Source organism: Exiguobacterium sp. s142, assembly GCF_018618455.1.
Classification (GTDB): Bacteria; Bacillota; Bacilli; order Exiguobacteriales; family Exiguobacteriaceae; genus Exiguobacterium; species Exiguobacterium aurantiacum_A.
In genome coordinates this window covers 22,137-34,864 of record NZ_JACSMB010000001.1, presented here as the reverse complement: position 1 = coordinate 34,864, position 12,728 = coordinate 22,137, and the positions used below count along the sequence as shown (strand labels likewise).

Below are 12,728 nucleotides of genomic sequence, written 5' to 3'. Positions count from 1 at the left end.
TGAAACATATTCTACGCCGAACCCGTATAATCGAGAGACAATAAAGTAATCCAACCTTAGGAAAAGGAGAAGTGGTTGTCGTGACGGTCACCGTATTCACGCATACAAGCTGCAGTTCTTCCCGCAAGACGCTCGATTGGTTACGCGAACAGAATATCCCGTTCATCGAGAAGAAATTGACCGACCAAGGAATGTCATTCACCGAGTTCAAGGAGATGCTCCGGCTCACCGAAAACGGGACGACCGATCTCTTGTCTGTCCAAAAAAGTGTCTACAAACAAGCGGCCGACCAGCTCGACGAGATGTCGCTCCGCGAACTGTACAGTTTTGTCGCGACGCATCCGCAGATCTTGAAGAGTCCGATCGTCGTCGATGACAACCGGATCCAGATCGGGTTCAGCGAGAAAGAGATTCGGACGTTCATCCCGCGGCATAACCGGATCGCCGACTTGAAACGACTATTAGACAAACAGTAAGAGCGCCGCAAATTTTGCGACGCTCTTTTGTCAGGCTTTCTTTAGACGGGCCGCCAAGCGGTTGCCGAATGATTGGATCGACTGCACGAGCAGGATCAAGACGAAAATCGTCACGTACATGACTTCCGGCTCGAACCGGAGATGCCCGTACTGATAGGCGATATCGCCGAGTCCACCCGCACCGACGAGACCCGCCATCGCCGTCGCACCGATCAGACCGATCGTCGCGATCGTCAGACCGAGCACGATCGACGACCGCGCCTCACGGATCAATACGTACCAGATGATCTTACGCGTCGAGATGCCCATCGCCTCGTACGCCTCGACGACGCCGCGATCGACTTCGAGCAGTGCCGACTCCATCAAACGGGCGATGTATGGCGCCGTGAAGACGATGAGCGGCAACAGCACGCCTTGAACGCCGATCGTCGTCCCCATGATGAAACGGGTGAACGGCAAGATGAAGAATAGCAGAATGATGAACGGGATCGAGCGGACGACGTTGATCACGCTCGACAATGCCCCGTAAAAGTAACGGTTCGCGAGCCGTCCATTCGGCCGCGTCAAGACGAGGAGCGTCCCGAGCGGCAAGCCGATCAGTGTCGAGATGACGAGCGCGATGCCGGTCATCGTCAGCGTCTGGATCGTGCCCGTCCAAATCAAGTCACCCCAATTTTCCCAAAACTGCAGCATGGTTCGTCACCTCCTTCACTTTGACGCCGCTCGCTTCAAGGTAGCGGACGGCTTGGTCGGTCTGTGCCTGGTCCCCGTCGAGATGGACGAGCAAGTTGCCGACGAGACCGCCTTTCAGCTTTTTGATCCCACCCCCGATGATGTTCGGCAGCAGGCCGAACCGTTTCGTCAACTCGGCGAGGACGGCCTGTTCGGTCTGGTGACCGATGAACGACAAGTTGACGAGCGTCCCGTGCGAGCTCAATACGTCGACGACTTCTTTCGGCACGTCGAGGTTCGCTTTCAAGAAGCGACGCGTCGTCGGATGTTGCGGGTCCGAGAAGACGTCGAGGACGTCGCCTTCCTCGACGATCTTGCCGGCGTCGATGACGGCGACCCGGTCACAGATGCGCTCGATGACTTCCATCTCATGGGTGATCAAGAAGATCGTCAGCCCGAGCTCACGGTTGATCTCGAGCAACAGATCGAGGATCGATTCGGTCGTCTCCGGGTCGAGCGCGCTCGTCGCCTCGTCGCTGAGCAGGATGTCCGGCTCGTGCGCCAAGGCCCGGGCGATGGCGACGCGCTGTTTCTGGCCGCCGGAGAGTTGCTCCGGGTAATGTTTACGGTGATCGGTCAGTCCGACGATATCGAGATACTTGTCGACCCGCTCGCTGATCGAGCGTTTATCGAGTCCTTCTAGGCGGAGCGGGATGGCGACGTTGTCTTCGACGGTCGCCGTCTTCAGCAGGTTATAGTGCTGGAAGATCATCCCGATGCGGTGACGGAGCTTTGATAACCCTTTTTTGTCGAGCGTCGTGATGTCTTGCCCTTCGATCTCGACTTGACCTGACGTCGGCCGTTCGAGCAGATTGATCATGCGGATGAGCGTGCTCTTGCCGGCGCCGCTCCGACCGATGATGCCGAAGATCTCGCCCTTTTCAATCGTCAGCGAGACGTCGTCGAGTGCCGTGACGGTCCCTTTGTTTACCGTGAACGTTTTTGAGATCTGTTTGAGTGCGATCATAGTGCCTCCTTAAAACGCCGGGACGATCGAGCCGTCGAACGTCTCTTCGATGAACGTCCGGACCTCGTCCGAGTGGTAGTAAGATTTGAGTGTCTCGACGACTTCATCGTCTTTGTTGTCGGTACGGACGACGACGTAGTTCGGGTACGGGTTGTCGACCGTGTCTTCATGGAACAAGGCGTCCTCATTGATCGATAGCCCGGCACCCATCGCGAAGTTCGTGTTGATGGCCGCGAGCGCGACTTCCGGGAGCTGGGTCGGGAGCTGTGACGCCTCGAGCTCGATGAATTCGAGGTTGAGCGGGTTCTCGGCGATGTCACGTTTCGTCGCCTTGTCCGTCAATCCTTCTTTCAAGGTGATGAGTCCGGCCGTCTCATACAGGCGCAGCGCCCGAAGTTCGTTCGCCGGGTCGTTCGGGACGGCGACTTTATCGCCTTCCTTCAACTCCTTGATGTCCGTCAGCTTGTCCGAATAGAGCCCCATCGGGAAAGCGACCGTCTTGAACACGTCGTCGATCTTATAGCCTTTGTCCGCCTTCTGCAGCTCGAGGAACGACAGCGTCTGGTAACTGTTCACGTCGAGACTGCCTTCGTCGAGTGCGGTGTTCGGCGTGTTGTAGTCGTTGAACACCTTGATGTCGAGCTCGAGGCCATCCTCGGCCGCGAGTTCTTTTACTTTCTCGGCGATCTGCTGATGCGGTCCGCCTGTCACGCCGATCGTGAGGGCTTCTGTGCTGAGCGATTCGCTCGCGTCCGATTGGCCGCACGCCGACAAGGCGATGGCCGCGAGTAGAGATGTTCCTGCGAGTACTGTTTTCTGTTTGATGTTCATGAATGATTCCTCCTCCAAAATAAAAGCCCGCTACTCATAAAGAGTGGCGGGCACGACAAGTCAAAGACAGTCGGACACGCTCATCTCCCAGACGTTTCGTCTGTTGGAATTAGCACCATGATCATTACGATCTGGTTGCCGGGTTTCATAGGGCCAGTCCCTCCACCACTCTTGATAAGCTATCGGTCTTATTTAATTGTTATCATCTTACTTTTAATTCTTTTATTTGTAAACAGAAAATACTAAATTTTCAAAAATTATTTTCAAATAGTCAATATCGAGCGGGACGGGTGAACGTTGCAATTCGGTCTCGACCCGGACCGCCTCGACCAGTTGCGGGATGTCGGCCGGCACGAGTCCGAGCGTCTCAAGTGACGTCGGCGCGCCGATCCTGGCGAGCCACGCCTCTAAATATGGGGCGTCAGACGAGCCACGCAACCGTTCTTGGACAAGGAGGCCGAATCCGACCTTGTCGCCATGTAAGAACGGATGGGTCGACTCGAAGCGGCTGAGCGCGTTGTGGACAGCGTGGGCGACGGCAACGCGTGTCCCGGCGTCCCCGAAACCACCGACGGCACCGCCGACGGCAAGGATGTGATCGACCGCGAACCGGGTCTCTGGCCCATACGCGGTGAAACTGGACTCACTCAAGTCGAGTTCGACGAGCCGGCCGCATTGCTCGGCCAAGGCGAGACCGGTATTGACGCCGGCATCAGGCGAACTGTCGCCGCTCAAATAGCGGGCCTCGTAAAACTTGGCGACCGTGTCGATGACGCCGGCCCGGAAGTAGTCGTACGGCGAGTCGGTCACGACCCTTGCGTCGACGATGACCCGCTCGATGACGACGCGAAACACGTCGTAGCGGTCATAGGTGCCGTGCTCGTCATAGATGACGCTGAGCGGTGTGAAGGCGGCACAGTTCGAGGCGAGCGTCGGGATGACGATCAGCGGGACACCTTGCCGGTAAGCGACGAGTTTCGCCGTGTCGACGAGCTTGCCCCCACCGACGGCAAGGAGGACGTCCGCATCCTTCAAACGGAGCCGTTCGACCTCGGCGTCCGTGCATTCGCCACGGAACAGCGATGTCGGATAGGCAGTGATCGCTGGCAGGACACGCTTGACGACGTCAAAACCGTTCTGCCCGCGCAGCACGTGAGCACGACGGCCAGCGATCAATTCATCGAGCCGCTCGAGCCCGTCATCCGCATGGTCGTACTCGAGCACGGCTTGGCGGATCATGCCCGGACCTCTTCATACGTCGCGAACAGTTTCTCGATCCGCTCGACGGCCTCGTCGATCTTCGGCTCGGCGGAGACGAGCCCGAACCGGACGTACCGCTCGCCTTCTGAGCCGAAGAAATAGCCCGGCGTCACGGCGACCCCTGCCTCGTGGAGCAGCTTATGCGAGAACGATTTTGCGTCCCCGTCCGGCACTTTCGCCCAGACGAAGAACGAGCCACTCGGGGCCGTGATGTCCCATCCGGCCTGACGTAACCCGTCGACGAGCCGGTCGCGGCGGGCCTCATACAACCGTGACAAGTCGTCCCGGAGCGAACGTGGCGACTCGAGCGCGGCGATGGCCGCCTCTTGGATGGCCGAGAACACACTCACATGGACGTGGTCTTGATACGTGTTGATCGCCTCGATGATGTCGCGGTTGCCGACGGCGAAAGCGACCCGCCAGCCGGACATGTTGAACGCCTTCGACATCGTATACACCTCGATGCCGATGTCTTTCGCACCCGGCGTCTGCAGGAAGCTCGGCGGGACGTGCCCGTCGAAACCGATGCTGCCGTACGCGAAGTCGTGGACGACCATGAGGTCATGCTTATTCGCGAACCGGACCGTGTCGTCAAAGAACGCGGGCGACGCGACGGCGCCGGTCGGATTGCTCGGGTAGTTCAAATACATGAGTCGCGCCCCCAGCGGATCGAGCGTCTCGTAATCAGGAAGATAGCCGTTCTCTTCCCGGAGGACGAGGTCGTGGACGACCGCTCCGGCGAGACGTGCCCCCGAGATGTAGTCCGGATAGCCCGGGTTCGGGAGCAACATGCCGTCACCTGGTTCGAGCACACATTGCGGGAGCGTGATGAGTCCCGACTTGCTGCCGATCAAGATGGCCACTTCGGTCTCGGCATCGAGCGCGACGCCGTATTCGGTCTGGTAGAATGTCGCGACCGCTTGCTTCAGGCGCGTCTGTCCCCGGAACGGTCCGTATTGGTGTGTCGCCGGGTCGAGCAGGGCCGTCTGCAGCGCCTCGCAGATCGGGGCCGGTGTCGGCAAGTCGGGCGTCCCTTGGCCGAGCCGGATGACGTCGCGGCCTGAACGCTCGAGTGCGGCGACTTCAGCGGCGAGTCCGACGAAATGCTGAGGTGGTAACGTTTTAAGTAACTTCGAGCGTCTGTCTGTCATGAATAGTCCTCCTATGCAAAAACACCCCTTTCCGCGGAAAGGGGTGTCGAGATACGGACGTATTCAAACAACCACCTTTCCATCTCTCAAGGTCACCTTGCTGGAATTAGCACAGTATTGAAACAATCTGTTGCTGAAGCTTCATCGGGCCAGTCCCTCCGCTTCTCTTGATAGAAAGTGTTTTTATATGCAATTGATAATTTCTGTAATATGTCATTTAGTAAACCAAACGTTACCAACCTTGTCAATCCTTATTTCAAAAATTCCTTACCGCTATTGAATCCCGGTAAAAAAACGTTCATAGTAAAAGGTGAACGTTATTCTGCAAAATTTACAGCATGAGGGGATAGACCATTGGAACTAAACCGTCAATTGATATGGAAGTTAAGCGTGATCGGACTGATTCTGCTCGTCCTATGGAAAGTCATCAGCGAGCCGGACACGATCTCTCGGGTCATGCAGTATGCGTTTCAGCTGTTGACGCCGATCATCATGGGGATCGCCATCGCGCTGCTCCTCAACACCGTCCTGTCCTATATAGAAGAGCGGTTCCACTTGAAGCGCTACCAAGGCTTGTTGATCGTCTACGTCACGTTCATCGGGATCCTTGTCGTGTCAGCGGTGACGCTGTTCCCTCGCATCTATTCGAGCGTCGCGTCTCTCATCGAGGAGCTCCCGTTTTATATTCGCCAAATCGATGGCTTTCTCGGGCAGCTGAAAACGTATGTCGAGGAGTATAATGCGACGATCGCCCAAGCGATCGATTTTAACCGGTTCGAGGAACGGTATTCCGGATGGGTCGAGACGGCCGTCGTGTCTTCGGTCGGTTACGTGTCGAGCTTCACGATGACGTTGATCAACTTGTTGATCGGGATCGTCATCTCGATCTACTTGTTGAAAGACAAGGAAGTGTTCGCCCGGATGTTTAAGCGTCTACTGTACGCGATGTTCCCGGTCGCCTCGGCGAAGACGACGATCGACATCTTCCAAGAGATGGACTATATCTTTAAACGCTACATCATCGGAAAGTCGCTCGACTGTCTCATCATCGGCGTGATGGCCGTCATCGGGCTCTTGATCATCGGCGCGCCGTACGCGCTCTTGCTCGGTGTCATCATCGGGGTGCTGAACTTCATCCCATACGTCGGGCCGCTCTTAGGGATGATTCCGGCGTTCATCATCACCTACTTCTACGACCCGTTCACGGCCCTGCTCGTCTTGTTGTTCATCTTCTTGCTGCAACAGTTCGACGGACTTTGGCTCGGCCCGAAAATTCTCGGCGACAGCGTCGGGATCACCCCGTTCTGGGTCATCACATCGATCATCATCGGGGGGAGCCTGTTCGGCCTCGTCGGGATGTTCATCAGCGTACCCGTGACCGCGATGATTCAAGTCGTCTTGTCCCGGTTGATCGATTATCGGCTCACCCGCAAGAATTTAAATGAACTGTTATAACGCAAGTCAAAATATGTTGACACATTTCAAGAATCTGTCATACAGTTGAAACGAAGAGTAAACTTTCAGAAAGGAGGACCCGCCATGTCAGTCATGACGCAGCCACATCGTATCCAATTTCATACTGACAGGTCGGGGTCTTCCGTTTCATGAACTGAAGTCACCCGCCTGTCTTCCGAGGCGTGCATAAGCAAGTAGGGACGAGTATGCCTCCGTGCATCCTTCGTCCCTTTTATTTTGTAGAAGCAGGTGAAACGCATGATTCAATCACTCAAACGGCTCGACCGTAACATTTGGATTCGCTTCCTCGGCGAGACGATCACCGGTGTCATGATGTTCATGATCGCCCCGTTCCTCGTCCTCTATTACAGCGACAAGCTCGACAGCTACGTCCAAGTCGGCGTCATCTTAGCGACCGGACCGATCATGGCGCTCATCGGCTCGGTCGTCGGCGGACGTCTCGCCGACTTATACGGTCGAAAACCGGTCATGATGACCGCCATCCTCGGTGATGCGGTCGCCCTCATCGGTTTCGCTTTCGCGGAAACGTTTTGGCCGCTGCTCCTTTTGAACGCCATGCTCGGTTTGACGAACTCGCTGTTCCACCCGGCCGCGAGCGCGATGGTCGCCGACGTGACCGAGCCGGAACAGATGAACGAGGCGTTCGGTCTCTTACGGATGGGACATAATATCGGCGCGGCGTTCGGTCCCCTGCTCGGCAGTGCCGTCTTGTTCATCGACCGACAGTACATCTTCTTCACGGCAGCGTTCGTCTTCGCCCTGTATGCGCTCGTTCTCGGACGTTTCATCCGCGAGTCGCTTCCTGAGACGACCGAAGCGGAGACACCGTCGAACCGTGACGTCTTACGCGTCTTTTACAACGACAAAGTCTTTCTCGTCTTCATCTTCGCCGGCGTCTTCATCTCGATGGGCTTCTCGCTGATCGAGAGCATGTTGCCGCTGTTCTTGAAAGAGTCGATGCCGTCGTTCACCGACCGCGAGAACCCGTTCGCCTATCTGCTCGCCTTGAACGGCATCATGGTCGTCTTGTTCCAATTCCCGATCGCCTCAAAACTCGGGCGCAAACCGTTCGGCAACGTCATGCTGGTCGGGGCGACGATTTTCGGGATCGGGATGATGTTGATCGCGGTCGTGCCGCGGCTCCTCTATACGCTCGGTACCCCGTACCTCGTCCTCGTCGGTATCCTGCTCGCCGTATACGCGTTCTATACGCTCGGCGAGATGATCATGTCGCCCGTCCAACAGACGTTCATCGCCATGATCGCCCCCGAGAACATGCGCGGTGCCTATAACGGGGCCGCCAGCATCCAATGGTTGATCGGCGGTGTGACCGCGCCGCTCATGGCCAGCCTGTTCCTCGACCAGCGCGCCGGGCACATCGCCCTCATCCTCGTCGGGGCGGCGAGTTGTCTGTCGGGTCTCATCTATTGGCGTCTCGGGAGATACGTCAGCGCGGAAGAAGCTAAACAAAAGACCGCTTAATTGTTCAATCCACCTAAAACAACTTGGTTTAGGTGGATTTTTGTTTCGTTTCAAACCTGTTAAAGTTTGAATTTTACATTCAGTTTTCCTTTACAAACATAATGATTCTTCTTATGATAATACGGTTAAGGAGGGATCTTTCATGGAAAGGATCGATAAACAGAAAATTGTGGACAGTGTGCCACAAAAAGGATTTTTCGGACAGCCGAAAGGCTTGTTCACGTTGTTCTTCACTGAATTTTGGGAACGTTTCTCGTATTACGGGATGCGGGCCATCCTCGTCTTCTACATGTATTACGAGGTATCGGAAGGCGGGCTCGGGCTCGACCAGAACGTCGCCCTGTCGATCATGTCCGTGTACGGCGCGCTCGTCTACATGTCAGGAGTCATCGGGGGATGGCTCGCCGACCGCGTCTTCGGGACGTCCCGGGCCGTATTTTTCGGTGGTGTGTTCATCATGCTCGGTCATATCGTCTTGTCGATACCGGGCAGCCTCACGTTCTTGTTCATCTCGATGGGTCTCATCGTCATCGGGACCGGACTGTTGAAGCCGAACGTGTCGAGTATCGTCGGTGACCTGTATCACGAGACGGACCGTCGCCGTGACGCCGGGTTCAGTATCTTCTACATGGGGATCAACCTCGGGGCCTTCATCTCGCCATTGATCGTCGGCGGCGTCCAAAAGAGCTACGGCTTCCATTGGGGCTTCGCTCTCGCCGCGGTCGGGATGTTCATCGGTCTCGTCGTCTTCGTCCTCACGAAAAAAGGCAACCTCGGCCTCGCCGGGTCTTACGTGCCGAACCCGTTGACGGCGTCTGAAAAGAAGAATGCAATCAAGTACACGACATTGGCCGTCATCCTCATCGGAGGATTACTGGCCATCCTGATCCCACAAGGCTTGTTCACGATCAACACGTTCATCGGACTCGTCGGTGTGTTCGGGATCGTCATCCCGACGATCTACTTCATCGTCATGTACCGGAGCCCGAAAACGACAGAAGTCGAGCGGTCACGCATCATCGCCTACATCCCGCTCTTCATCGCCTCGGTCATGTTCTGGGCGATTCAAGAACAGGGCGCGACGATTTTGGCAAGCTATGCCGATAAGCGGACCGATCTTGAATTTTTAGGGTTCACGCTGTCGCCGGCCTGGTTCCAATCACTGAATCCGTTGTTCATCATCCTGCTCGCCCCTGTGTTCGCCTGGTTATGGGTGAGGCTCGGTGATCGTGAGCCGAGCATCCCGACGAAGTTCGCTTTCGGGATCTTGTTCGCCGGTTTGAGCTTCCTCGTGATCTTGCTGCCGGCCTACTTCGGTGGACCGGACACGCTCGTCAATCCGCTCTGGCTCGTCCTCAGTTACTTCATCATCGTCCTCGGTGAGATCAGTCTGTCTCCGGTCGGTCTGTCGGCGACGACGAAACTCGCCCCGGCCGCCTTCTCGGCCCAGACGATGTCGCTTTGGTTCTTGTCGAACGCGGCGGCACAAGGGATCAACGCCCAGCTCGTCCGGTTCTACTCGCCAGAGAACGAGATGCTCTACTTCGGGATCATCGGCGGAGTAGCGATTGTGCTCAGCATGATCTTGTTTGCGCTGGCCCCGGTCATTAAAAAGTATATGCGCGGTATCCATTAAGTCAAAAAAACGCCATTCCTCGCGCGAGGAATGGCGTTTTATTATCCATCGGATTACTTACGGACTTGGATGAGCGACAAGTAACGGTCGATCATGTCGTGGTTGAAGTAGTCGTGGAAGTGGTCTTGCTTCAACGCTTGGATCGACTCATGGAACGTCGCCGGGAGCGACGAGATGCCTTGGCTCTCGATCTGTTTCGCCGAGTACTCGAACAAGTCGTCCTCGTTCGGTGCCGACGGCTCGATTTTCTGCTCGATCCCTTCAAGACCGGCGTAGATGAGCGCCGCCAGTGCCAAGTACGGGTTCGCGCTCGGGTCTGGGTTACGGACCTCGACGCGTGTCGCGCTGCCGCGTGAAGCCGGGATGCGGATCATCGAGCTACGGTTCGACGGGCTCCAACAAATGTTGACCGGTGCCTCGAACCCTGGGACGAGGCGCTCGTATGATTCTGGGAGCGGGTTCGTGAAGATGGCCGTCGCCCGGGCATGCTTCAAGATCCCTTCGATGAAGTGGCGGGCCGTGTGCGAGAGACCGTAGTCAGACTCCGGCTCTTCAAAGGCGTTATCGACCGGGTTGCCGTCTTTGTCGTTGTTCCAGACCGAGATGTTCAAGTGCATACCTGAACCGTTGACGTCACGGAGCGGTTTTGGCAAGAACGATACTTTAGCCCCTTTTTCCTGTGCCGCGAGCTGGACGACTTCCTTGAAGAACTGGATGTTGTCCGCCGTGTGCAAGGCGGTGTCGTATTTGATGCCGATTTCGTGTTGGGCCGGTGCGACCTCGTGGTGGACCGCTTCGATGTTGAAGCCGACCTCGCTCAAGCGGTTGGCGATATGTTGACGTACTTCGTAGCCTTTATCTTCTGAACGTGTCGAGAAGTAACCGGCCTCGTCATAAAACTCGCCGTTTTCGTCAAAGATGAAGAATTCTGGTTCGGCCCCTACGAAGATGGAGTAACCGTCACGGGCAGCGCGCTCTAACGCATCTTTCAACACGTTGCGCGGGTCGAACTCGTAACGTTCGCCGTCTGGTGTGCAGACGTCGCAGAAGAAAGCGAGGATGCTCTCGTCACCGTCTTGTTCGTAGCGTGGTCGATCTAAATCCGGTCTCAAGAATAGGTCTGAGTTTTTGATAGAAGAAAAACCGGCGATTGACGAGCCGTCGAACATCGTCTTCCCTTCAAAAACTTCCGGCAACAACTTTGCAGAAAGAGTCAACAGCTTCAAGTCTCCGATCACGTCAGAGAAATACATGTGGATTTGTGTAATCCCTTTCTCTTGGACCGTTTTTTCAATCTCTTCTTGCTTCTTCCTATTGCCGTCCTTATCAGTTCCGAATAGATTTGCCATGATTCTTAAAAACCTCACTTAATTTATTTGACAGGTCATCACTGTCATGACGTACCATACGTACGCTTCTCCTTAAGTCATAACCTACTTTTTAAAAAGTTAAACCCCTATTCTTTCGATTTTGGCGTCTCGGCATCGATGAGCACGCTGCTCGGGAAGGAAGTTCGCGGCCCCGCTCGCGCGTTTGTTTTACTCGCGGCGGATCGCGTAGACCGTTGATGCTGCTATAAAATCTGAGTTCGAAGTGGCTCATTCTCGTGACGCTTGGTATGATGGGTAGAGACTGAACAGAGAGGAAGAACGCTGTGAATATATTTATGACCGGTGCGACCGGATTTTTAGGAGGACGGCTCGCCCGCGAACTGATTGCCCGAGGACATCGACTTTGCGTCTTGGCCCGAACGCCACAGAAAGTGACGGCGATGTTTACGAAGAGTGAACTTCGTTCGATTGACGTGCTCGCCGGTGATTTGACGGCTCCGCTCCTTGGAGCGGACGAGGCGTTTATCCAATCAAACGTTGATCAATTCGATTTGGTGCTCCACATGGCGGCGCTCGTCAAATTCGACGAAGAATTGCGCGAAGAGCTGTTCGATACGAACTTGACGGGGACGAGACAGGCCCTCGCTTTAACGAAGGCGTTGCACTGCCCCCGCTTCTTCCATGTCAGCACGGCCTACACGCTCGGGGCTCGTGAAGCAGGGGATGAGACGCTATATGCGACGGACCAGCCGTTCCATAATCCATATGAGGAGAGCAAGGCCCATGCCGAACGCGAAGTCTGGGCGGCCCGACACGACCTCGCCGTCTCCATTTTCCGGCCGGCCATCATCGTCGGTGACTCGAAAACCGGGGAAGCCGACTCGAAGTTCACGATGTACGGTTACATGCGCGCCCTCGAGGTGTTCAAGCGCCGCCTCGAGCGTCGAGGTGCCCCGGCCGAACCGATCCGTCTGCTCGGCTCGGAGACCGGTACGTCTAACCTCGTCCCGGTCGATTACGTAGCCGACGTGTTGCTCGCCGCCATCGAGCACGCCCGCCCGAACACGATTTACAACGTGACGAACGATGCCCCGCCCCGGAACGAGACGATGCTCGAGTATATGAAGCAGGCGCTCGCGTTCCCGCATCTCAAGATCACCGAGACTCAATCCTCAAAGCTCAGCAACGTTGAGCACACGTTCAACGAGATGGTGAAAGTGTTCAATCCTTATTTGAATCGTAATATCGTCTTCAACGATCAAAATACGAAGCAACTTTTAGCCGATGCCGGCTATAAGCCGCTTGATTTGGATGAACGGTCGCTCCGCCGGATCGTCGACGCCTACTACGATACGAAGTGACATCAAAAAACGGACCTGACAAATT

At 55.9% G+C, this 12,728-nt stretch carries 11 protein-coding genes and 2 riboswitches; of the genes, 5 read left to right on the top strand and 6 right to left on the bottom strand.

The window, feature by feature from the left end; all coding sequences use genetic code 11:
- The first annotated feature begins 80 nt into the window (after positions 1-80).
- Positions 81-476 (top strand): Spx/MgsR family RNA polymerase-binding regulatory protein, encoded by a 396-nt coding sequence (locus KNP77_RS00180; protein ID WP_070327923.1) that lies wholly within the window; start codon positions 81-83, stop codon positions 474-476.
- A gap of 30 nt (positions 477-506) precedes the next feature.
- Here KNP77_RS00180 and KNP77_RS00175 read toward each other — a convergent pair whose 3' ends face one another.
- From KNP77_RS00175 to KNP77_RS00155, 5 genes are all read right to left on the bottom strand, one after another.
- On the bottom strand, positions 507-1,169 hold the full coding sequence (locus tag KNP77_RS00175) for a methionine ABC transporter permease (RefSeq protein ID WP_071397545.1): 663 nt from the start codon (positions 1,167-1,169) through the stop codon (positions 507-509).
- Complete coding sequence (locus tag KNP77_RS00170; RefSeq protein ID WP_070327233.1) at positions 1,141-2,175, bottom strand: methionine ABC transporter ATP-binding protein; 1,035 nt, start codon at positions 2,173-2,175, stop codon at positions 1,141-1,143. Before KNP77_RS00170 ends, KNP77_RS00175 begins: the two co-directional genes overlap by 29 nt.
- Before the next feature lie 9 nt (positions 2,176-2,184).
- A complete protein-coding gene (locus tag KNP77_RS00165; protein ID WP_131442847.1) occupies positions 2,185-3,006 on the bottom strand; it encodes a MetQ/NlpA family ABC transporter substrate-binding protein in 822 nt (273 codons plus the stop codon).
- Between the two features lie 77 nt (positions 3,007-3,083).
- Positions 3,084-3,187, bottom strand: a riboswitch (SAM riboswitch).
- A gap of 41 nt (positions 3,188-3,228) precedes the next feature.
- Complete coding sequence (locus KNP77_RS00160; protein WP_131489721.1) at positions 3,229-4,245, bottom strand: iron-containing alcohol dehydrogenase; 1,017 nt, start codon at positions 4,243-4,245, stop codon at positions 3,229-3,231.
- Positions 4,242-5,417, bottom strand: a complete 1,176-nt coding sequence (locus tag KNP77_RS00155; protein ID WP_214887591.1) for an aminotransferase class I/II-fold pyridoxal phosphate-dependent enzyme — start codon at positions 5,415-5,417, stop codon at positions 4,242-4,244. The genes KNP77_RS00160 and KNP77_RS00155 overlap by 4 nt, the downstream gene beginning before the upstream one ends.
- A 76-nt stretch (positions 5,418-5,493) precedes the next feature.
- A riboswitch (SAM riboswitch) is annotated at positions 5,494-5,594 on the bottom strand.
- A 177-nt stretch (positions 5,595-5,771) separates the two neighbouring features.
- Between KNP77_RS00155 and KNP77_RS00150 the strand changes: the two genes are divergently transcribed.
- The 3 genes from KNP77_RS00150 (at position 5,772) to KNP77_RS00140 (ending at position 10,011) form a co-directional block, all read left to right on the top strand.
- Positions 5,772-6,872, top strand: coding sequence for an AI-2E family transporter (locus KNP77_RS00150; protein ID WP_131463531.1), 1,101 nt, complete (start codon positions 5,772-5,774; stop codon positions 6,870-6,872).
- Between the two features lie 258 nt (positions 6,873-7,130).
- Positions 7,131-8,375, top strand: coding sequence for an MDR family MFS transporter (locus tag KNP77_RS00145; RefSeq protein ID WP_214887588.1), 1,245 nt, complete (start codon positions 7,131-7,133; stop codon positions 8,373-8,375).
- A gap of 142 nt (positions 8,376-8,517) precedes the next feature.
- Positions 8,518-10,011, top strand: a complete 1,494-nt coding sequence (locus tag KNP77_RS00140) for a peptide MFS transporter (RefSeq protein WP_214887585.1) — start codon at positions 8,518-8,520, stop codon at positions 10,009-10,011.
- A 53-nt stretch (positions 10,012-10,064) separates the two neighbouring features.
- On the opposite strand, the gene KNP77_RS00135 is transcribed toward KNP77_RS00140, so the two are convergent.
- Positions 10,065-11,360, bottom strand: a complete 1,296-nt coding sequence (locus tag KNP77_RS00135; RefSeq protein ID WP_214887582.1) for a glutamine synthetase family protein — start codon at positions 11,358-11,360, stop codon at positions 10,065-10,067.
- 305 nt (positions 11,361-11,665) lie between these two features.
- On the opposite strand from KNP77_RS00135, the gene KNP77_RS00130 reads away from it, so the two are divergent.
- Positions 11,666-12,703 carry an SDR family oxidoreductase gene (locus tag KNP77_RS00130; RefSeq protein WP_070327226.1) on the top strand — a complete coding sequence of 346 codons (1,038 nt, stop codon included), beginning with the start codon at positions 11,666-11,668 and terminating at the stop codon, positions 12,701-12,703.
- Positions 12,704-12,728: the final 25 nt, after the last annotated feature.

Coding starts and splice junctions, on each gene's coding strand:
- KNP77_RS00175 (WP_071397545.1), bottom strand. CDS start 1,169: ATGCTGCAGTTTTGGGAAAATTGGGGTGACTTGATTTGGACGGGCACG.
- KNP77_RS00140 (WP_214887585.1), top strand. CDS start 8,518: ATGGAAAGGATCGATAAACAGAAAATTGTGGACAGTGTGCCACAAAAA.
- KNP77_RS00135 (WP_214887582.1), bottom strand. CDS start 11,360: ATGGCAAATCTATTCGGAACTGATAAGGACGGCAATAGGAAGAAGCAA.
- KNP77_RS00145 (WP_214887588.1), top strand. CDS start 7,131: ATGATTCAATCACTCAAACGGCTCGACCGTAACATTTGGATTCGCTTC.
- KNP77_RS00160 (WP_131489721.1), bottom strand. CDS start 4,245: ATGATCCGCCAAGCCGTGCTCGAGTACGACCATGCGGATGACGGGCTC.
- KNP77_RS00170 (WP_070327233.1), bottom strand. CDS start 2,175: ATGATCGCACTCAAACAGATCTCAAAAACGTTCACGGTAAACAAAGGG.
- KNP77_RS00155 (WP_214887591.1), bottom strand. CDS start 5,417: ATGACAGACAGACGCTCGAAGTTACTTAAAACGTTACCACCTCAGCAT.
- KNP77_RS00165 (WP_131442847.1), bottom strand. CDS start 3,006: ATGAACATCAAACAGAAAACAGTACTCGCAGGAACATCTCTACTCGCG.